This is a genomic window from Prevotella sp. AGR2160 (assembly GCF_000424185.1).
GTDB lineage: Bacteria > Bacteroidota > Bacteroidia > Bacteroidales > Bacteroidaceae > Prevotella.
The window spans coordinates 16,626-37,754 of sequence record NZ_KE384147.1 but is presented as its reverse complement, the minus strand read 5'-3'; the positions used below and the strand labels follow the sequence as shown (position 1 = coordinate 37,754).

The 21,129-nt window shown below is 53.9% G+C and carries 13 protein-coding genes; all 13 read right to left on the bottom strand.

The annotated features are described in order from the left end of the window. Positions 1-1,213: 1,213 nt before the first annotated feature. Positions 1,214-1,438, bottom strand: a complete 225-nt coding sequence (locus G604_RS0112850) for a hypothetical protein (protein ID WP_028910891.1) — start codon at positions 1,436-1,438, stop codon at positions 1,214-1,216. 9 nt (positions 1,439-1,447) lie between these two features. Beyond that, positions 1,448-6,823, bottom strand: a complete 5,376-nt coding sequence (locus G604_RS0112845) for a hypothetical protein (RefSeq protein WP_155941966.1) — start codon at positions 6,821-6,823, stop codon at positions 1,448-1,450. A gap of 1,170 nt (positions 6,824-7,993) precedes the next feature. Next, positions 7,994-9,445 carry an NADH-quinone oxidoreductase subunit N gene (locus tag G604_RS0112835; protein ID WP_028910888.1) on the bottom strand — a complete coding sequence of 484 codons (1,452 nt, stop codon included), beginning with the start codon at positions 9,443-9,445 and terminating at the stop codon, positions 7,994-7,996. A 3-nt stretch (positions 9,446-9,448) separates the two neighbouring features. Further along, positions 9,449-10,963, bottom strand: coding sequence for a NuoM family protein (locus G604_RS0112830; RefSeq protein ID WP_028910887.1), 1,515 nt, complete (start codon positions 10,961-10,963; stop codon positions 9,449-9,451). Between the two features lie 72 nt (positions 10,964-11,035). After that, positions 11,036-13,024: an NADH-quinone oxidoreductase subunit L gene (locus G604_RS0112825; RefSeq protein ID WP_028910886.1), complete on the bottom strand. Its 1,989-nt coding sequence runs from the start codon at positions 13,022-13,024 to the stop codon at positions 11,036-11,038. Between the two features lie 6 nt (positions 13,025-13,030). Beyond that, positions 13,031-13,339, bottom strand: a complete 309-nt coding sequence (gene nuoK / locus G604_RS0112820; RefSeq protein ID WP_028910885.1) for an NADH-quinone oxidoreductase subunit NuoK — start codon at positions 13,337-13,339, stop codon at positions 13,031-13,033. Further along, positions 13,336-13,857, bottom strand: coding sequence for an NADH-quinone oxidoreductase subunit J (locus G604_RS0112815; protein ID WP_028910884.1), 522 nt, complete (start codon positions 13,855-13,857; stop codon positions 13,336-13,338). The genes nuoK and G604_RS0112815 overlap by 4 nt, the downstream gene beginning before the upstream one ends. Positions 13,858-13,863: 6 nt before the next feature. Then, positions 13,864-14,445 carry a NuoI/complex I 23 kDa subunit family protein gene (locus tag G604_RS0112810; RefSeq protein ID WP_028910883.1) on the bottom strand — a complete coding sequence of 194 codons (582 nt, stop codon included), beginning with the start codon at positions 14,443-14,445 and terminating at the stop codon, positions 13,864-13,866. Positions 14,446-14,466: 21 nt separating this feature from the next. Beyond that, complete coding sequence (gene nuoH / locus G604_RS0112805) at positions 14,467-15,549, bottom strand: NADH-quinone oxidoreductase subunit NuoH (protein ID WP_028910882.1); 1,083 nt, start codon at positions 15,547-15,549, stop codon at positions 14,467-14,469. Positions 15,550-15,619: 70 nt separating this feature from the next. Next, a complete protein-coding gene (locus G604_RS0112800) occupies positions 15,620-17,200 on the bottom strand; it encodes an NADH-quinone oxidoreductase subunit D (protein ID WP_028910881.1) in 1,581 nt (526 codons plus the stop codon). A gap of 15 nt (positions 17,201-17,215) precedes the next feature. After that, entirely contained in the window at positions 17,216-17,935 is a 720-nt protein-coding gene (locus G604_RS0112795) for an NADH-quinone oxidoreductase subunit B (protein WP_028910880.1), read from the bottom strand. Then, positions 17,926-18,273 carry an NADH-quinone oxidoreductase subunit A gene (locus tag G604_RS0112790; protein WP_028910879.1) on the bottom strand — a complete coding sequence of 116 codons (348 nt, stop codon included), beginning with the start codon at positions 18,271-18,273 and terminating at the stop codon, positions 17,926-17,928. Before G604_RS0112790 ends, G604_RS0112795 begins: the two co-directional genes overlap by 10 nt. Positions 18,274-18,582: 309 nt before the next feature. Then, the gene (locus G604_RS0112785) at positions 18,583-21,126 is read right to left on the bottom strand and encodes a GumC family protein (RefSeq protein WP_028910878.1); all 2,544 of its coding nucleotides are present in this window, start codon (positions 21,124-21,126) and stop codon (positions 18,583-18,585) included. Positions 21,127-21,129 lie beyond the last annotated feature (3 nt).

Here is a 21,129-nt window from a genome sequence, read left to right as displayed (position 1 = left end):
CAGACAGCGGCGCAGCAGGGCCCCGGAAGGGCCCAACACGATTAACCCCGGGCGGAGGGAGCACGAGCGAAGCGAGCGCTCCCGCCACCCGGGGATATACACCCCCTACCCCGGATGCGTCCCCGGAGGGGGCGAACAACCGCCACCCAAAAGTGCTCACCTCACCGTTGATGCTTCCCCCTCCTTTCGTCGATACATTTTAAAAAACATATAGGTTATATCTCGTCACGAAATCCACCACCCCACCTATCGACTACAAATACAACGGAAATCACCCTTTTATAATCCGTTGACTATCAACCTCTTACAAACCGCCTCAAAAAAGCTTAAAATATATACCTTTTTCATCCAAACATCCATCATATTCATCCACACAAAACACCGCAGAAAAATTTCGTCCGGTCCATCCCGACGTCCGAAACTACGATAGATAGAAAATTCTGCACGAAGGAGAAAATCCTATCTCTGATGTTTACGAAAAAATCTCTCGTGTTTTACCCTGTCAACGTCCTTTTCCACCCAAAAGCGAGCCAGAAGCAGAAAACGGGGCAAGCCTTTTCATTTCCCTTTCGTCGATAAAAAAACGGCCAAGAGCAAATAGCTCCTGACCGTTTTTTTTAGGCTCGCACCTCCCGGTGCAAATCCTAAAAATGTCTGTTATCCAAATGATGAAACAATCATTACCTAATTAAACTAAAACCTTAAACCTATGAAACAATCTTTACCTAAAAACTAAACCTATTATTATTAACCTAAACAATTTCTTCTGAATTGCACTGCAAAGTTACATATTGTGTACGAACACACCAAACTTTTTCGTAGAAAAATGCAAAAAACATGCTTTTTATTGATATAGATCAATCACATCGGTCGTAATTGATCTATATCAAGAAGTGAAGAGTTTCATTTACACTTTTGCATAATTATTTTGCACATTCATGCAAAAAGTGTATCTTTGCAGTCGCCAAAAAAAAATTAAGTTATTAAGACAAATAGTATATCGACATATCGTCATATTGACTAATAAAGAAATTCTAGTTAGCAAAGATTCAGATTAAGTTAGTGTAAAAAAATTGTTTTAAGGAAAAGTTCTAGATTCACATGACAAAAATCCCTTAAATTGGATTTAATGACTTTAGTGTGAGATCGGGAGATTTCGCCCTAAAAAAAACGGTCGGGGGAGTGATTTTCCGGCCGTTTTTCTTTGTGTTACCTATTCCCATTCCCATTCTTTCGCACCGGGAATGACACTCCCACCCGACACCGCGTCATCACCGCCGACAGCCGGCGACTCCGTGGTACTCTGGGTATCGGTATTCCGGATCAAGCTTGATCCCTTGGAATCGAGTCCTCCTGTGGAGGGGTTGTCGAGGATGCCGTATCGCTCCTCCGCCCGGAGCACGGTAAGCTCCGGACAGACATATTGTTTCTTGTTCATTATGAATAATTATTTAACGACATATTTTCTACCATTCATCACATAGACACCAGCGGGAAGTCCTTCCAGGCTGTTCACGGCACGGACACAATGTCCCCGGAGGTCGTAGACGCCCTCATGGACCGTCGTGGCCTGCGTGTTCAACGCCTCGACGAGTTCATCAATGGCCGTTGCCGTATCACCGGCGACCTCAGCACCCGTGATCCAGAAGTCGGCGACCTTTGCGCCGGCGTCGGTCTCAGCATCCACGAAGAGCTTCTTCCCTTCCGCGTCGGCGGAGTAAGGATAGAGCCAGGAGTTACATCCCGGGAGATAAGCACCCTTGTCGTCGGTCACCACAGCGGGGATGATGCGGAAGAACTTATTGGTGTCCTCATCGGCGGAACGTTTCATATAATAGCTGTACCATGGGATAATGGCCTGATCATAGTTTCCGCAGATCTTATAGGTGAAGATATGCACGGAGTCCGCAGCCAGGCCCTTGGTGACACTGTCATTATGGGCTACGACGGCCTCATTGGTGAGGATCACCGTCTTCGGGTCGACGCCCTGCAGGGACACACCCTTGAAGGTGATGACGCCGTCGTTGCCGATCGGCTCTCCGGCATTGACGCCGCTGACCTTCGGATAGATGAAATAAGGACGGCCGGCTTCGAGGAGTCGGTTGGAGTGTTGGGTGAAATGGAGACATTTCGTATGTCCCTCGGAAGCCATGACACTGTCGACGGTGATGAGTTGCATATCCTCACCGAAGACCTCCTTCATCTGCGTCTCACTGACGGTGAACGGCAGACAGATACCGGCCCAGCGCTCGTTGAGGATCGACCGCTTCAGGGACACGTTGACGAAGTCACGGGCAGTGTTGTTCACAAGGGTACACCCCGATTCCGGTGTACAGTCACCATCGAGGGCGAAGCCGTTGGCTTTCCACTTACTATAGCTTCCCTCCTCCGTAGATTTCTTCGAGAGATCGAGGGTCACGGTGCCACCCATCAGACGGTCGTTGCCCGTGGCGCCGGGCTTATAGATCTCGTCGGTAGGCTGCGGGAGGGCATCATAGGTAGTCTGGGTATAGGCCGTGCCGTCGATATTCTTCTCATCACTATTGTGACTGGTCCACCGGGTGATATGGGCACGGTAACTGGACGGGATGAAACCGAAGCCGCAGAAGCCGAGTTTCGAGCCCGTCATAAAGACATAGTATACCTTGCCGGCCTGGACCTTGAAGGTGAAACGGGCATAGCCCTTCGTGGGCAGCACATAACTGCTGTCGGAAAGCTGCAGCACCTCCAGCGGACCACCGAGCTTCGGATGCGTCAGACTACTCTGGAGTCGGTCACCGTCCACCACCTTATCATAGGAATACTGATCAGCGGTCCACCAGTTCTTGATCTTCGCATAGTCGTTGTCGAGGTTGGCCTGTTCCTTGTCGTCGAGGACGCCGTTCTGGTCACGGTCGTAGGAATTCTTCCAACTGTATTTCTTCATCTCCGGGTCGGCATTCTCTGCCTTATCCCAGATCGTGAGATCGTGCGTACCGTCATATTTCCAGGCGCAGCGGGTGACACCATCACAGAAGTAGTTGTAACAGTAGTTCCGGTAACCTTTGAAACGGTCGGCGTTGGTCTTTCCGGAGTTGACATAGTTACCCCAGTTATACCGTTTCTCCCATCCGCTGTTCTCATCGATCGCCACGGGCTTTCCCGTCTCATCGACGATATAGAGGGCACGGCGGCGGAGCCAGGGTCCATTCTTGTCGAGTTTCTTCTGGTCATCACCATTACTGTTATCCGTCATACCGTTCATGGCGACATAGAGGAGGAGACGACCACTCTCCTCGGGCTCAAACTTCAGATAGGTGCCGCGGACGGGGAGGTTGAAGGTGTTACGGACACCCTTCGACCAGCTGCGCACATTCTCATCGGTAGGATCCTGGGCGCCCCAGCAGATGTAGTTGAAGCCATCGATGGTCTGCTCGTTATGGCCCACAGAGTCCATCTTCGCCGTCTTCCACTCATCATCGATCCAGTCTTTCGTCGGGTCGTTGTTCTTATAGTAAGGATAGCACTTGTTGCCGGTCCAATGCCAGCCACCGAAGGTCATGAAGATACGCGTGGGGATATTCGTCGTAGAGACGCGCTCGTCCTGGTCGTGGTTCTCGCCCTCCTTGACGATATAGGTAGGCAGATCACCGACGAAGAGGTAGTAGTAAGGCGTCTTCATCACCTGGTTACCGTCGGCATGTTTCACGCCCATCACCTCGGCATAGACCCGGACACGGCCGTTGGCATAGCCCGTACGGGAGGCATCGGTGAGGGGGAGCTCATTGGTCATGGCCGTACCGACGACGATACCATTGCGCGTGTTGATGGTCACATGCTTACCCTCCTCGTCCTTCCGCTTGCCGATGGCATCGACAGACGTACTCGTGCTGCCACTCTCCACATCATCGCAATACCATCTCAGTGTGGCATCCTCACGGTGGAAAGCCAGCGTGGGCAGTGTACCGGTGAGACCGTTGAGGAAGGCCGTAGAGGCCGACACGGGCTCGGTATCGACGGCACCGGTATGAGCCCAGGGAAGGTTATCGGTGACAGGATCGATGAATGCCGGCTCATAGCGCAGGCCGTGGATATGCATGCCACCGTCATCACCCCATATATAATAGGTATGTCCGGCGAGGAGCGGCTTGGGGAATTTCACCTCGGCAATATTCAGGCCGTCGGGATGGGCAGCATCCTTGACGAATCCGATGGTCTGCTCCTCCTTTGTCTTCGCGTCGGAGATGACATAATGGCGGCCGTGCTTCGTGGTGCTGTTATACTGGAAGTTACCGTCGATATACAGCCAGCCGTTCGTCACGGCATCGATCTTCAGGAAGCCGCCACTGACGGGGAGGCCATCATCGCCCTGTTCCATGGCATCGGCCTTCAGCGATACTTTCGCCAATGTCGTCTTCGTCTTGGCATCCGCCCAGTCCTTATCGTTATCAGCACCATGAAGGTCATCGTTGAAATAACTTGGATCCGTAACCGCAGAGGTGAACAGCTGCCATACATTCTCCGCGTCAGCGGAGCTGCCGAAGGTGATATTGATTCCCGGCACCTCATGATAGCATGTCGTCCCGGGGAAGAAATCACCAGCGGTGACAAAATGCAGCTTACCCATCTTCTCATCGTGATCGGCATCATAGATCACCTCATAGGCTCCCGTGGAGCCCTTCGAGCCCTCCTTGAAGTCGACCTCATAACTGCCTGGGTCGGGATTGTTGAAAGGCTGTGTGCTCGTGGTCTTCAACGTACCGTTGACATTGACGGTACAGTTGACGGCCGTATTACTCGTCACGGAGCCGTCAGCAGCGAGGGTCCAGTCGGTGCTCGTCGCCGCCTGACTCTTGGTGACATCAAACTGATCGGTGACATCGGCGCCGAACTGGTCAGCGACCTGGATATCCGGACAGGGCACGGTACTGCCGGCACTGCCCACCTGTTTCTCGGGATCAATGACGAAATGGGTCGGCTCACGCTCTACGACACGGAAGGCACAGGAGCCGGAGACACCGACATTCTGGTGCTGCTTATCCCATGGATTAATCTTATAGATCACGGGAACGGTGAGGTTCGGACCGTAGAAGGTGACCTTGAAATTCTCATTGCCCCAGTTCTTCATGCTCCGGTAATAGGTACCGTGCATCAGATCTTTCTGCTGCCGGCCGTGGGCATCCATGACGGCATTGCCACTGCCGTCATATTCGGGCACCCACTCCCAACAGTCCTGTGTGGCGCCCTGGATATTCGACGCTTCGGTGGTCACACGGATCAAGGCATGTCCGAGAGTCGTGGCGCGCTGCAGATTCTCCGCCTCCGTCTTGCTCTCATCATACTTATACTTGTCGGGCACGAAGAACCAATACCAGAACTCGGCCTTCTCATAACTGACGGTATCGGCAGGATCCTCGTCATCATAGGGATCGGTGATGACACCCTTCACGTTAAAACGGTTGAAACTGGTCATCTCGTATTTCTCGGCGATCGTCACACTCTTCGGATCCGGTGTCAGGACAATCTGCGGGACACGCTTGTGAGAACGGAGGACAAACTGGTTGGATGCCAACTTGTACTGATTGTTCTTGCACTTCTCATCATAAGGATCATAGAACTGTCCGTCAACGACCACGGAGTCCTGATAGGCCACCGGGTTGGCATAGACGGAAGCCACAGCGCCCAGCACGGTGTTCCACTGATCCGGCTGTGTCGCCGTCACCGTCACGATATAGTCATCGGGATGGGTGTGGGGTCCCATGAGGGAGACCACCTGATTCTTCGCGTTGCGGAAGGGCGTATAGGCACATAAGTAATCGGTATTCACATGATAGAGATAATTGTTCTCGTCGGTGGAATCGTGGGGATCCGTGGTATACTGATGGAAAACGCTCTGCGCCGAGGTCGACAAGTGAAAAAGATCATAACGCTGGATGAGCGCAGAGAGGTCATTGCCAAACTCATCCTTCACGATGATCTCGGGGGAATAGGACAACTCGCACTTGCCCTTACTGTCATCATAGGTATTCCGGGAGCGCAGCACATCCATCTCATGACTGGCAAAAGAGAGATAGGTCTTGATCTTCTCCGTACGGTAGGTGGTCTTCATGGCGATCGTTGTCGTCGTCGACGCACTGCCGAGCATCCCCTGGTAGGCCTTCTTCGGCGTTGCCGTTATCGTCAGGGTACCCTCACCGCCGGCCTCCGCGGCAATCGTCGTGGAGAGTGTCTTGTGATCTTGGCTCACAGCATAGCCCGTCGTCACGGCATAGGTGAAGTCGTAACAGTCGGAGACATCATGGTCACTACCTTCCAGGACATAATAGAAATGCGGGGTGGGCACGGCATTGGTAGTAAAGAACTGTCCGTTGTTGCCATTCTTCAGACTGTAGAACTGCAACGTCGAAGGTGTCTCCCCGTTGAGCAGCGTCGTACCATTATAATAGTCCATGACGACCTCCGGCTTCTGAATATCTATGGTATAGGAAGCCGTGGCACTGTTGTACTTGTCTTCATAAGCATCGGTAGGGATGAGCGTGACGGTGACTGTCACCGTTCCCGTCTTCTTACCGATGGTGACACCACCATAACGGGTGAGCACCGTGGTACCCGTCGTGGCATCCGTACAGATCGGGCGGCCATACTCATCGGTACCCTCTGTACCGCCGCTGATGGCCCAGCTCTGGGTGAAACACCGGCGGACGGACTTCCCGTCAGCGGTGACATTCAGTGTCGGACGGGTGAACTTGAGCTGTCCTACCGTCGCCGTCAGCGACGAGGAAGAGAAAGACACCGCAGGGGTGACCTTGTCGGCCCATAGGGGACCGGCAGAAAAAATCATCAAAAAAAGCAGGAGACAGACGATGCGGCACCATTCCCCGGGGGAATAGGCCTGACGACATCGTTTGCTCGAACCAACTTCAACACATTCAGATTGAAGTAGCTTGTTGTTCCGATTCATTCTAGTTCATTAATGTAAAAAAATTGTTCTTATCCTATATATTATCGATTCCACCATCTGTGGTATGTTTCGTATCACTATTTTTTGTCAATTATCAGTCAATGATCAGTTATCGAAGGCGTGTAAAAGTACTCTCTTAGGATTTTTCGTTATCATTTGTTCTTGATTCTGGTTGCAAAATTACAGAAAAGAAAGAAAAAGGCAAAATAAAAAACAAAAAACAAGAGACACTTGTTGCGCAATTTTCCGCCTTTTTGCACCCTGTGAAACATTTGTACACATTCCCTTGAAACAAATATACACATAATATAGGGGCATGATTCAGCATATTCCGCCCCGTAGGTTCAACAAAAACATAAAAACAAAAATAAAACCGGATAATGGAGAATGGCGCGGTTGTGATTTTAAAAGAAAACCGGAAAAACAAAATAAAAAAGCGAGGGACCACAAGAGGGCGCAGCAGGGCCCCGAAAGGGAAGGTGACGGCGCAGCAGGGCCCCGAAAGGGGCAGTTCGGAGGCGCAACAGGGACCTGAAAGGGAAGGTGACGGCGCAGCAGGGCCCCGAAAGGGGCAGTTCGGAGGCGCAACAGGGACCTGAAAGGGAAGGTGACGGCGCAGCAGGGCCCCGAAAGGGCCCAACATGATTAACCCCGGGCGGAGGGAGCACGAGCGTAGCGAGGGCTCCCTCTGCCCGGGGATTCTCCACCTTGCCGCACATGCGTCCCCGGAGGGGGCGAACGTCTGCCAAGGGAGGCTGTTGTTCGCCCCCTTCGGGGACGACAGAGAGACAGAGACAGAAAACCCCGGGCTTCCGTGCCGTCCTGTCCGTCGCTATCGCGCCGTCCAGGCCGTCACGGAAGCCCGGGGTTAATCGTGTTGGCCCCCTCCGGGGACCTTCTGCCTCCGTAGGATGCGGCCCTCGTGGCCGTCCTAACGCCACGATGTTCGGAACATGATGAATCATGTCCCTACATATTCCCGGTTAGGACAACCACAAGGGCCACACCCTACGTTTACTTCTTTACTTTTTTACTTTTTTACTTTTTTACTTTTTATAATATCCACTCAAACACTCCGCTGACGACACCGAAGGCGATGACGCCGGTGGTGCAGAGGGCGAGGGCCAACTTCGTGCTGACATTACTCGTGAACGTCGGCAGCGGGTTGTCGTTGTGCTTGATATACATCGCCTTGACGATGATCAGATAGTAGTAAAGGGAGATCACCGTGTTGACCAACGCGATGAAGACCACGGCATACTGCCAGGCACCCATCGCCGTGTCGACACTCGCGCCCTTCACGGCGGCCATGAAGACGAAGAACTTACTGAACATTCCGGCGAACGGCGGGATACCACCGAGGGAGAACAGGGCCAGCGTCATGAGGAACGCCAACTTCGGGTTCGTCTTATACAGACCATTGTAATCATCGATGCAGACCTTCCCGTCGTTATGCTCCTCTACGGCGCTGATAACGGTGAAGACAGCCATGTTGGCGACGACATAGATCAGTACGTAGTAGCTCAGGGCGGCAGCACTCATGGCGTTGTTGCCGAGGATGGCGAGTACGATATATCCGGCCTGGGAGATAGAGCTGAAGGCCATGAAGCGCTTCAGGTCACTCTGACGGATGGCGAAGAGGTTGGCAACGGTGATCGAGAGGACGGTGACGATCATCAGCATGATCTGCCAGGCCTCGACCATCGGAGCGAAGACCTTCATGAGGATGGCGCACAGCGTGAAGGCGGCGGCACCCTTGGAGACGACACTCAGATAACCCGTCACCGTCGTCGGCGCACCCTGGTAGGTGTCAGCAGTCCAGAAATGGAACGGGACGAGGGAGATCTTGAAGCCTAAGCCACTGAAGAAGAACACCAGACCGGCGATCGTCAGCGGACTCATCGTCATCTTCGTGATCATATCATCGAAATAGAACGTGCCGGCAGCAGCATAGAGCAGGGAGATACCATAGAGCATCACGCCACTGGAGAAGGTCGCCGTGAGGATGAACTTCGCGCCGGCCTCCGCACTGTTGTGACGGTACTTGTCGAGGGCGACGAGACAGGCCATGGGCACACTCGCCATCTCCAGACCGAGGAAGAAGAGGAGGAAGTGGTTCGCGCTCACCATCATGTTCATACCGAGTAAGGTAGAGATGACGAGGAGATAGAACTCACCCTCCTTAAAGGAGGTGTCGGGACGACTCATCCACTCACGACTCTGGATCAGTACGATGAGCGTACCGAAGGCGAGGATCGTCTTGATGGTGCCGATAGCCGGCATCGTGTAATACATACCGCCGAACGCCGTGGCACTCTCCACCGGACTCATGTTCAGCAGCAGATGGGCCGTCATCAGGATACATACCAACGGGTTGAACCACTTGCGCGGTGCGTCGCCGGGCTTGCGTGCCGTGATGAAGTCGGCCACGAAAATGATCACCAGCAGAGCACACAGGCTCACCTCCGGCATCATATTCAGAAATTGACTATAATCGATATTCATTGTTTACATTGAAGCTGCTGCCACTACCGGCGCTGCCTTCATGATGTGCATGAACAGCGGGGCTACGGCATTGTTAATAACATCCTGGAATACCAAGGGGAAGAGACCGAGACCGGCGACACAGAAGATCAGGCCACCGATGGCGAGGCGCTCATCCCATGTAGCGTCATGAAGCTCATAGAACTTCTGATTCGGTACTTTCTGATAGAGGATCTTACCGACGACACGGAGGATATAGACGGCCGTGATGACGATCGACGTACAAGCGATGATCGTGCAGACACGACGGAAGGTATCCTGGTTCTCGAAGGATCCGACGAAGATATTCATCTCGGCCACGAACCCGGAGAAGCCCGGAAGACCGAGGTTGGCCAGACCGGCGATGACATAACCGCAAGAGAGGAACGGGATGATCTTCATCAAACCGCCGAGGTAACGGACGTCACGCGTGCCGGCACGGTGATAGATCATACCGATGCAGGCGAAGAAGAGGGCCGTCATCAAACCGTGAGAGAGCATCTGCAGGACAGCACCCGTGATGGCCGTCTGCGTCATCATCAGCAGGGCGAAGAGCACCATACCACAGTGACTCACGGAAGAGTAGGCGTTGATATATTTCAAGTCAGTCTGTACACAGGCAGAGAGGGCACCGTAGACGACGGAGCAGGTCGTGAGGATCAGGAAGATCCAGCTGAGCTGCTGAGCGGCCTCGGGGAGCAGGAACATGGCGATACGGAAGCAACCGTAACCACCGAGCTTCATCAGCACACCGGCATGGAGCATGGACACGGCGGTAGGCGCGGAAGCATGACCATCGGGAGACCATGTATGGAACGGGAACAGGGCACCGAGGACACCGAAACCGATGAAGATGAACGGGAAGAAGATCTTCTGGATATGTACGGGGATGTTGTGCAGATTGGCGATCTCGATGACATTCATCGTCTGGGCACCACTGAAATAGTAGATGCCGAGGATACCGATGATGAGCAGGGCACTACCTCCCATGAGCATCAGCGTCAGCTTCATGGCGGCATACTCCTTAGGACCGGTACCCCATACGCCGATGAGGAGGTACATCGGGATCAGGGCCACCTCGTAGAACATGAACATCGTGAACATATCCGTGGAGATGAAGAAGCCGAAGACACCCGTACTCAACAGGACGAACCAGAGGAAATATTCCTTCTTCATCGGCTCGAGCTGCCAGGAGGCGAACGTACCGGTGAAGACGATGACGGCACTCAGGAGAATCATCACCACGGAGATACCGTCGACACCGACGGAATAGCAGATGTGCAACGGCGCAAACCAGGGCACACTGTAAGCAAAGAGCATCGGTGCCGTGTCGCCGGCCTCGCGGGCCTGGATAAACGCCACCGTGAGCCAGATGGCGAGACCCAGGAGACAACTTGCTCCGACCACCATCACACCACGTACCTGATTGTCGTTCTTCGAGAGCCACATGCCCAGAAGCATCAGGAGCGGGATAACTACGAATAATGTTAATATACTCATTTTTATCTTTTTTCTTTTGGATAGCTCGCAATAGAGATCTATAGCGCGCTATAGTTTTCTATCGGGAGCTATTTAGCACAGCGCGCACAGCAGGATCAACGTCAGGGCCACCGTTCCCGTGAGGAACCAGGCCGCATAACTGCGCACATCACCACTCTGCCACGGACGGATCGTCTCACCGGCCTCCTGGGTACCCCAGGCGAGGAAGTTGAACGTGCCGTCGACGACATGACGGTCGAACCAGGCGATAGGAATAGAGAAGCAGCCAAAGACAATCTTATGGGTGAAGAACTGCCAGGCATCGTCAATATAGAAGCGGTTGAGCGCTGCCTTGTGGAGGCGCGGCATCTTCCGTGCGAGCATGTCGGGTACGGGGTTATGCTTCGGTGCATACATCCAGGTAGCCAGGGCGAAACCGAGGGTGGCGACACCGAGACTCATCCAGGCCGTCATACCGAAATGGAAATGCTGCAGGCCAATCTCCTCGGGCAGTCCCGTTGCGGAGACGAAATGACCAAAGGGAATCCAACCGGCGAAGATCGTCACGATACTCAGGAATACCAGCGGGCCCCACATCACGAAGGGTACCTCTGCCGGCTTCTTGCGGTGCTCGGGATCGAGCTCGTAGTAGCTCTGTCCCCAGAAGATCACGTAGTACAGACGGAACATATAGAATGCCGTGAGACCACTGACCATCGTCATCCACAGACCCATCCAGGGAGAGAAGTGGAAGCAGGCGTCGACGATCTCATCCTTGGAGAAGAAACCGGCGAGGGGCCAGAAACCACTGATGGCGATGGTACCGATGAGGAAGCAGATGTTCGTGATCGGCATGTATTTATGCAGACCGCCCATATAATCCTTGAAGTTGCTGCCGATGATCACGATGATGGCACCGGAGCAGAGGAAGAGGAGGGCCTTGAACATAGCGTGTGTGAACAGGTGGAACATTCCGGCCATATAGCCTACCCCACCCTCACCGTCGATACTCGTGCAGACGCCAAGGGCGACGAGCATATAGGCGATCTGGGAGATCGTGGAGAAGGCGAGGCCACGCTTGATATCACGCTGACAGCAGGCAACGACGGCAGCATAGAAGGCCGTGAAGGCAGCGATGTAAGCCACCCAGTGGAGCTGCTCGGGCGCATACTTCACCCAGATGGGGAAGAGAGATGCGACCTGATAGACACCGGCGACGACCATCGTGGCGGCATGGATCAACGCACTGACCGGCGTAGGACCTTCCATGGCGTCCGGCAGCCAGATGTGCAACGGGAACATGGCACTCTTACCGGCACCACCGATGAACATCAGGAACAGGGCGGCGGGCAGGATGGCGGCAGCACCGGCGAGATGCTGCGGCAGCTGCGGGTTCACGCTCGGGTCGAGGTTATAGTTGAACGTGCCGACATAGAAGCTGTAGAAGAGGATACCGATGAGGAAGAACAGATCGGCGAAACGCGTCACGATGAATGCCTTCTTGGAAGCGTGGACGGCGGCATGCTTCGGATAGTAGAATCCGATGAGCAAATAGGAGCAGACACCCACGAGCTCCCAGAAGAGGTACATCTGGAAGATGTTCGTTGCCACGACGAGGCCGAGCATCGACATCGTGAAGAGACTCAGGAAGGCATAGAAACGCTGGAAGCCTTTCTCGTAACCTTCAAACTTATAGTGCTCGTCACGCTCTGCCATATATCCGAAGGAATAGATATGGACCATGAAGGACACCGTGGTGATGACGATGAGCATCATCACGCTGATCGGCGTCAGACGGAAACCAATCTTGAAGAGCAGCTCCGTACCGAAGAGCGGCGCCTTGCCGAAGTCGAGCCACGTCAGGTCGAACGGCGTCACCGTAGGATAGAGTCCGTCGGCGCCGCGTCCCACGACGAAGAAATATTCATAGGCCGTATACAGGCTCAGGCACCACAGGGTGGCAAGCACCGCCGTGCCGATGAAGCCCGCTACCGGCTTCTTCATCTTCATACCGAAGAGGCCGAGCACGAGAAAGCTCAGGAACGGCAGAAGGAGGATTAAAAATGAATAACTGTATTGCATCTTTCTTTACATTTTCATGTTTTCAATGCTGTTCACCTGGTCACTGTGCGTGTTGCGGTAAACATTGATGATAATGGCCAGGGCCACGGCTGTCTCGGCAGCACTCACACCGATGGAGAAGAGGGTGAAGAACATACCCTCGAGCTGACCGGGATAGAGGATGCGGTTGAAGACGGCAAAGTTCAGGTCGACAGAGTTCAGCACGAGCTCAATGGAGATGAGCATGGCGATGAGGTTCCGACGCGTCACGAAGCCGAAGACACCGATGAAGAACAGCAGTGCGCTGAGAATGAAATAATAATATACGGGAATCATTTCTTGTCCTCCTTTCTTGCTATCATGATACCGCCGATGATACAAGCCAGCAGGAATACTGAGATGAACTCGAACGGCAATACATACTGATATTTCTCACTGCCTACGAGGGCCTCACCAATCTTCTGGACGGGAAGCTCCTGATCGGCCATCTTGGCGGAAGCGTCGATGAAGTGGTTCTTCAGGAACACGACGAGCGTCGTGGCCAGACCGACGAGACAGAGCAGCAGACCCATGCAGATGCGGGAACCCTTGATATGCTCCACGAGGCCCTGCAGCGTGCGCTTTGAGACGAGGTTGATGGCGAAGATATACATCATCGTGATACCACCGGCATAGACGGCGATCTGCGCGGCACCGAGGAAGGTGTAGTCGAGGAGGAAATAGATACCTGCCACGCCGAAGAGGACGAAGAGCAGATAGGTGGCTGAACGCATGATGCGCTTGGTGAGCACACTGGCGATGGCTGAACCAAGGATGACGACAGCCAAAATAACGAACATAATGATATTTGCCATAATCGCTTACTTGGTTTTCGTGTTAAACTTACCGATCTCCTGAGGAGCGCCACCGTCGATGATGTTCGGCAGTGAGCCACCCTTATAGACCTCCTTGTCGAGGTGAAGGACGAGCTTCGAACGGTCGAAGACGGCATTCTCGAAATCGTTGGTGAACTCGATTGCGTCGAAGTTGCAGGCGTTGACACAGAGCTGACAGAACATGCAGTCGCCGAGGTCATACTGATAGTCGTCGAGCTGCTTCTTCTTGATCTCTTTTCCCGTCGTGGGATTGGTGCCGACGACCTCCATATGCGACGTGATCTTGATGGTGTCGTTAGGACAGGCCTTCTCACACATCGTGCAGGCCGTACACTTGTAATCGCCTACCTTCAGACCACGCTTCACGGCCTGAGGATCGTCTTCACTCTCTACGCGCTTGAAGACGAGGCGGCCGCGGAAGCGGGGACTGACATGAAGGGTTGTCTTGCGGTTCTCCGGATACTGCTCCGTCGTCTTCGGGGTGAAGTACTCCTTCCAGGTGACCTTCAAGCCCGTCAGCAACGTCTTCACAGCTGCGTTGATACCGCCGAAATAACTATTTGACATTGTTCTTTCTGTTTTTATACTTTAAAAATGCCACCCTAATGCCACGCACACCGTCATGACGACGAGGTTCAGCAAAGCCAGCGGCATGATATATTTCCACTCCAGCGTCAGGATCTGGTCGATACGCAGACGGGGATAGGTCCAGCGAATCCACATCAGCAGCCAGACGATGAGGAACGTCTTTCCGAAGAACCAGATGAATCCGGGGATATAGTCCATCACCATATTGAAACCGTCGAGACCGGCGACATGCAGCGGCATCCATCCTCCGAGGAAGATGGTAGCGGCGATACCACTGATGACGAAGAGGTTCAGATACTCGGCGAGATAGTAGAAGCCGAAGCCCATACCACTATATTCCGTGTGGTAACCGGCCGTCAGCTCACTCTCTGCCTCGGCAAGGTCAAACGGGCCACGGTTGGCCTCGGCATTACCGGCGATGAGGAAGATCAGGAAGGCTACGATGGCGGGGAGATGTCCGCGGAAGATGAGCCAACCGTTCTGCTGCGCCTCGACGATACCGCTGATCTGCATCGTACCGCAGAGGACGACGGCCGTGACGAGGCAGATGCCGAGACTCATCTCGTAGGAGATCATCTGTACGGCACCACGCATGGCACTGACGACGGAATACTTGTTGTTACTACCCCATCCGGCGAGGAAGATACCGAGGATGCCGAGGGAAGAGACGGCGGTCATGAAGAACACGCCGACATTGAAGTCGAGCACCTCACAGCCTTTGTTCCACGGCAGGAAGGAGAACGTACCGACACTGGCGATGATCACCAGGAACGGGGCGATGTAATACAGGAGCTTATCACTCTTGTCCATGCCGAAGATCTCCTTGATGAGCATCTTCACCACATCGGCGAAGACCTGGAAGATACCCCACGGTCCGACACGCATCGGGCCGAGACGGCACTGGAAGTAAGCACAGACCTTACGCTCCATGAAGATGAGCACGATGGCGATCAACGCATACGCCGTAAGGATGCATACGCCGACGAGCACGCACTCGATGAGGATCGACCAGAAATCGCCCAGCCCGCACACGTTGCGCAGCAGGTTGTCGATCCACGAGGTTACTATTGAAAAATCAAACATAAAGTTTGTCTTTATTGGATGGTCAAGCCACCCTATTTTTTACTTTTTTACTTTTTTACTTTTTTACCCTTTAACGATCGAGGTCCGGGATGACGAAGTCGATGGCCGCACACGTTGCCACGAGGTCGGCGATCTTCTGACCCTGCAGCATCTTGTCGAAGGCGGCAGCGAGCGTCAGACCCATCGGACGGAGCTTCACGCGGTAAGGACTCTTGTCACCATGACTGTCGAGGTAGACACCGAACTCGCCGGCACCACCCTCTACGGAGAACCACCACTGTCCCTCAGGAACCTTGATGATCGGCTTCTGCTTCACATAGAAGTCACCCGTCGGCTCGAGGTCGTCGATGAGCTGTTCGATGATCTTCAAGCTCTGGTCGATCTCCTTGATATGGATGAGGTAACGGTCCATGGAGTCGCCGTGGGTTCCGGTGATGACGTCGAAGTCAACCTGATCATACAGGCTGTAAGGATGGTTCTTGCGTACGTCGTTCTTCCATCCGGAGGCACGGCCGGCAGGACCCGTGACAGCATAGTTGATGCAGTTGGGCTCGTCCATCGGACCGACACCCTCGAGACGCTGGTGCGTGATGACATTGTCACCGAAGACATCCATATACTCTTTCAGCACGTCGTTGTCACGGAAATACTTGATGAGGGCCTTCACGTTCTCCTTGAAATGGGGATCGATATCTGCCTGCAGACCACCGATACGGTAGTAGTTTTGGATCAGGCGGCCACCGGTCGTCTCCTCCATGACATTGAGGACATGCTCACGGTCACGCATACAGTAGAGGAAAGCGGTGAGGGCACTGAGGTCCTGGGCACAGGTGCCGAGGAACAGCAGGTGGTTGTCGATACGCTGGAGCTCATCCATGATGGTACGGATACGCTCGATACGCTCGGGCAGCTCGATACCCATAGCCTCCTCGATGACACCGACAAGGGCATGACGGTGATGCATGGCACAGAGGTAGTTCAGACGGTCCGTGAGGGCCAGCGTCTGCGGGTACGTCATGTTCTCCATCATCTTCTCGATACCACGGTGGATATAGCCGAGATGGGGATAGACATGCTTCACGGTCTCACCCTGCAGCACCGTCTGCAGACGGAGCACACCGTGCATGGACGGGTGGTTAGGACCGAGGTTCACGACAAAGTCATCGTCATCAAACATGCGGTGCTTCGTCGCCGTGAGATGACCAAACTCGTCGATGTTCCACTCTGTGGTATAATCGCTCTCAGGCTCATCAGTCATCGGGAACTTGTTAGCCTCGGGACTCATGTCGAAATCCTTACGCAGGGGATAGCCCTGGAAGTCCTGACGCATGAAGAGGCGGCGCATATCGGGATGACCGAGGAACTTGATACCGAGGAAATCATAGACCTCGCGCTCCAACAGGTTGGCGGCATTCCAGAGCTTCAGCACGGAGGGGATGACGACGGAGCCGTCGATCTCCTTGGCGATGACACGGGTGGACACACGCTCGTGACTCTCCGTGTTCTCGAGAATGTAGATACATCCCAGACCTTCCTCGCCGAAATCCTCTCCGATGATCGTCACGAGGTAGTCGAAATGTTTCTCGTTCTTCAACTTCGCCATCTCCGTGGAGAAGTTGTCGAATGTGAGTTCAATATTATTCAGTTTCATCTTTACCTTATTATATTAGTCGAGGCCTTTCTTCGGATCAAAATCGGCAGGGACGTCACGGACGATGATGGGCTCACGATGACCGAGCTTCTCGACATCACTGAGGTTCTCATTGCTCAGACCGTGGAGACCGCCCTTGCTCATCGACAGCTCCTTCTCCTCCTTCGTCATCTTATGGTTAGCACCACCGAAGAACTTCTCTACCTTTACCTTACGCTGCAACTGCATCATACCGTAAAGGATTGCCTCGGGACGCGGAGGACAGCCGGGGATATAGACATCGACGGGAACGAGCTCGTCGATACCGCGGACGACATTATAACTCTTCTTGAAAGGACCACCACTGATGGTGCAGCCACCGACGGCGACGACATATTTCGGCTCGGCCATCTCATCGTACAGACGCTTGAAGGCAGGGGCCATCTTGTTGGTGATGGTACCGGCACACATGATCAGGTCGGCCTGACGGGGAGAGTTTCGCGTGACCTCGAAGCCGAAACGGCTGAAGTCGTAACGGGCACAGCCGACGGCCATGAACTCAATACCACAGCAGCTCGTACCGAAGGTCAGTGACCACAGGGAGTTGCTACGGCCCCAGTTGATAGCCTGGTCGAGATTGCCGAGGACGATATTCACGCCACCCTCGTTGAGCTCCTTGGCCATCTTCTCCAACGTGTCGTTGTCCTTGAACTCGTTATAAGGGATACTCTTGATACTTGGCTTCTTTACTTCCATTCCAGCGCTCCTTTCCGCCAGGCGTAAGCCAAGCCAAATACCAATACTAACAGGAAGAAACCGATACTCAACAGGGCAAGGGTTCCAAACTGGTTAACTACTACAGCCCAGGGGTAGAGGAACACGGTCTCGATGTCGAACATTAGGAAGAGGATGGCAAAGAGATAGTAGCCCGCATGCATCGGCAACCAGGAGCTGCCACGCGTGGGGATACCGCACTCAAACGCCTCACCCTTCACAGGGTTGTAAGACCGCGGACCAATGAGCTTCGCAATGACATAAGCTGCCACCACGAGCGTCACCGCCGTGAGCAAAACGGTAATTAATAAATAGTACATAAAAAATGAATATAACGTTATTTATTGATGCTGTATAGCACGGGCGGTAGCTACTCCGCCCTATTCGTTTGCAAAATTAATCATTTTTTTCCAATTACCACCCCAAAAAACGAGAAAAATTCCGCAACGGACAAAAACGGTCCCCGTACGGACATGATTCATCATGGTCCGCCACAATATCACAAAACGCAAACACGCCCTCCCCTCCCACAATGAATGGGAAGGAAGGGCGTGCCGTCGAGTGCTTGCGCTTTGCAAGCGCAAGGTTGCGCTTATGCCCTCATATCCGACCTATGGTCGGCGGGCTTTTTATCTCTTCACGCTCGTATCGTTCTTATTACTGTAATGGCTGTTACTATAGTTGCCATACGAGCCATAGTTGCCATAACTGCCGTAATGGCCATAATGACCATAGTGACCGTAATGGCCGTAATGACCGTACTTACCATAGCGGCCATAGCCATAGTAGTAGCCATACTTCTTCTTGCTCATGTCGATACCATTGATGACGATCGACATATGCGGCAGCTTCTTCTGGTCGGCCAACTCATTGATCATGCCGAAGGAGTCCTTCGACGTGTAGTCGGCACGGCAGACGACGACGGAACAGTCGACGACACGACCGAGCTGGAGGGTATCGGTGACGAGGCCCACAGGAGCGGTATCCACGATGATATAGTCATACTCCCGGCGCAGGAAGGTGAAGATCTCATCCAGACTCTTGCGTGACAGCAACTCCGCGGGGTTCGGCGGCGTAGGACCGGCCATGAGGAGGTCGAGGTCCTTGTTGACGCCCGACGGCAGGATCTGACCCTTGATCTGCTCATCCGTGGGATGCTCATGGAGCAGCACATTCGTGATGCCATGATGATGGTCGGCAATCTCGAAGAGCTCGGCGAGTCGCGGCTTACGGATGTCAAGACCCACGAGGATCGTCTTCTTACCCAACAGGGCGAAGGAGACGGCGAGGTTCGAGGCCGTGAACGTCTTTCCCTCACCGGAGATGGAAGAGGTGAAGAGCACCACCTTCTGATCATCCTCCAGCATAAACTGGATATTCGTTCGCATAGACCGGAAGATCTCCTCCATCTGGTTGTTCGTATTCTCGTGGACCACGATATCGGCCTTCGTCTTCGCGCTCTCGGAGGCGACGGCGACATCGGCGATGATCGGCAGCTTCGTCAGTGATGCCACATCATCATGACCCTCGATACGGTAACGGAGCAGACTGAGCAGATAGATGATCAGCGTCGGCAGACCGATGGCGAGGAGCAGGGCAACGGGGAAGATGATGATCTTCTTCGGGGAGATCTGTGTCGCGCCCAACGGGTCATCGATGAGCTTTCCCTTATCGGCCGTAGAGGCGAGGTTGATGGAGTTCTCCTCTCGTTTCTGCAAGAGCATGAGGTACAGACCAGACTTCACATCCTGTTGACGGCCGATCTGCGTGAGCGTACGCTCCTGGGCCGGAGAGGCACCGACCTGACCCTGATATTTCCCGAGGAGGGAGGAGAGGGTGTTTCGCTGGATCTCCAGGTTACGGCGCGTCTGCAACAGGGTGGTACGGATAGACCGGTGGAGGTCATCGAGCTGGGCCGTGAGGGGGATCACCGTGGGACTCTTCTCGGAGGCTGAGCGCAGCAAGCGGTTTCGCTCCAGGGCGATCTCGTTGTATTTCTGGATAAGCTCGTTGACACCGGCATCCTGGATACCGACATTCGACGGCAGCACCTGATAGCGGTTGCCGGGTTGCATCATCGTGGCGGCGACAGAGTTCAGCAACGCGATCTGCATATCCTGATCGGCGACCTGCTGACTGTACTTGTCGGCATTCGTGAAGGCATTGGCAGCCGTGGCCTGCTGGTCGACCATCTGGTTGGCTTTCTTATAACTCTCCAACTGTCCCTCTGTATTGCCGAGTTCGGCATTGATCTTCTGCAGACGGGAGTTGATGAACTGTTCAGTACGCAGGGCGACCTCATTCTTATCCTCGTTGGCCTGACGGTTATAGACCACGGCGATCTGCTTCAGATAGTCCTGGGCACGCTGCGGCAGCTCATCGGTGAACGTGAGGATGACGATATTGTCAACACCCTTCATCGCCTTCACGTCAAGACGGGAGGCATATTTCACGGCTTCCATCTTCGGTGAGGACAGCAGCACCTGTTCCTTCATACCCGTGGGCATGAGTTCTCCCGTCTCGGCGAGATAGATATTTCCCGCGGCGGTGAAGATCGTCGCCGGCATCTGCTCGATGGTATGGTCGAAATGCTTCGGGGCCGACGACTCCTCCTCATTGATGGGCACACAGTAGGAGCCCGTGACATGATAGCCTGTCTTCGTGCGCTCAATGGTCATCGACACCGGCACGTTGAGCTTCTCGAGATGGAACGCGTCCATATCGACACTCACGGGCTCGTTATGGTAGAGCTGTGTGGTACGGATACGGCCCTCCGTGGTATATTCGGCATAGAGCTTCATATCCCGCACGGCACTCTCGGCGATACGACGGGACATGAGGATCTGCATCTCCGCCGGGATACCGTTGGAGTTCGTGATCAGACCGAGGGTCTGACTGTTGCGCAGACTGTTACTGCTGTAACTGCCACCGTTCTGATTGTCGCCCTTGATGAGGAGCTCGGCGGAGCTCTGGTACATCGGCGTGGTATAACGCAGATAGATCAGGGCGGCACCGATAAAGATGACCAGTGACAACAGATACCATTGCCAGTTGAGGATCACCGTGGAGATGATCGTACCGATGTCCAACGACGACTTCTCTTCTTTCTCCGGTGTTACCGTGGAAGAGTCGGCCTTCTGTGCCTCGGCGTAGAGCTTGTTGTTTTCTTCCATTGT

Excerpts from the sequence above, each read along its gene's own strand:
- nuoH (WP_028910882.1), bottom strand. The coding sequence starts at position 15,549 with ATGTTTGATTTTTCAATAGTAACCTCGTGGATCGACAACCTGCTGCGC.
- G604_RS0112825 (WP_028910886.1), bottom strand. The coding sequence starts at position 13,024 with ATGCAATACAGTTATTCATTTTTAATCCTCCTTCTGCCGTTCCTGAGC.
- G604_RS0112815 (WP_028910884.1), bottom strand. The coding sequence starts at position 13,857 with ATGGCAAATATCATTATGTTCGTTATTTTGGCTGTCGTCATCCTTGGT.
- G604_RS0112795 (WP_028910880.1), bottom strand. The coding sequence starts at position 17,935 with ATGGAAGTAAAGAAGCCAAGTATCAAGAGTATCCCTTATAACGAGTTC.
- G604_RS0112800 (WP_028910881.1), bottom strand. The coding sequence starts at position 17,200 with ATGAAACTGAATAATATTGAACTCACATTCGACAACTTCTCCACGGAG.
- nuoK (WP_028910885.1), bottom strand. The coding sequence starts at position 13,339 with ATGATTCCCGTATATTATTATTTCATTCTCAGCGCACTGCTGTTCTTC.
- G604_RS0112810 (WP_028910883.1), bottom strand. The coding sequence starts at position 14,445 with ATGTCAAATAGTTATTTCGGCGGTATCAACGCAGCTGTGAAGACGTTG.
- G604_RS0112830 (WP_028910887.1), bottom strand. The coding sequence starts at position 10,963 with ATGAGTATATTAACATTATTCGTAGTTATCCCGCTCCTGATGCTTCTG.
- G604_RS0112790 (WP_028910879.1), bottom strand. The coding sequence starts at position 18,273 with ATGTACTATTTATTAATTACCGTTTTGCTCACGGCGGTGACGCTCGTG.
- G604_RS0112850 (WP_028910891.1), bottom strand. The coding sequence starts at position 1,438 with ATGAACAAGAAACAATATGTCTGTCCGGAGCTTACCGTGCTCCGGGCG.
- G604_RS0112785 (WP_028910878.1), bottom strand. The coding sequence starts at position 21,126 with ATGGAAGAAAACAACAAGCTCTACGCCGAGGCACAGAAGGCCGACTCT.
- G604_RS0112835 (WP_028910888.1), bottom strand. The coding sequence starts at position 9,445 with ATGAATATCGATTATAGTCAATTTCTGAATATGATGCCGGAGGTGAGC.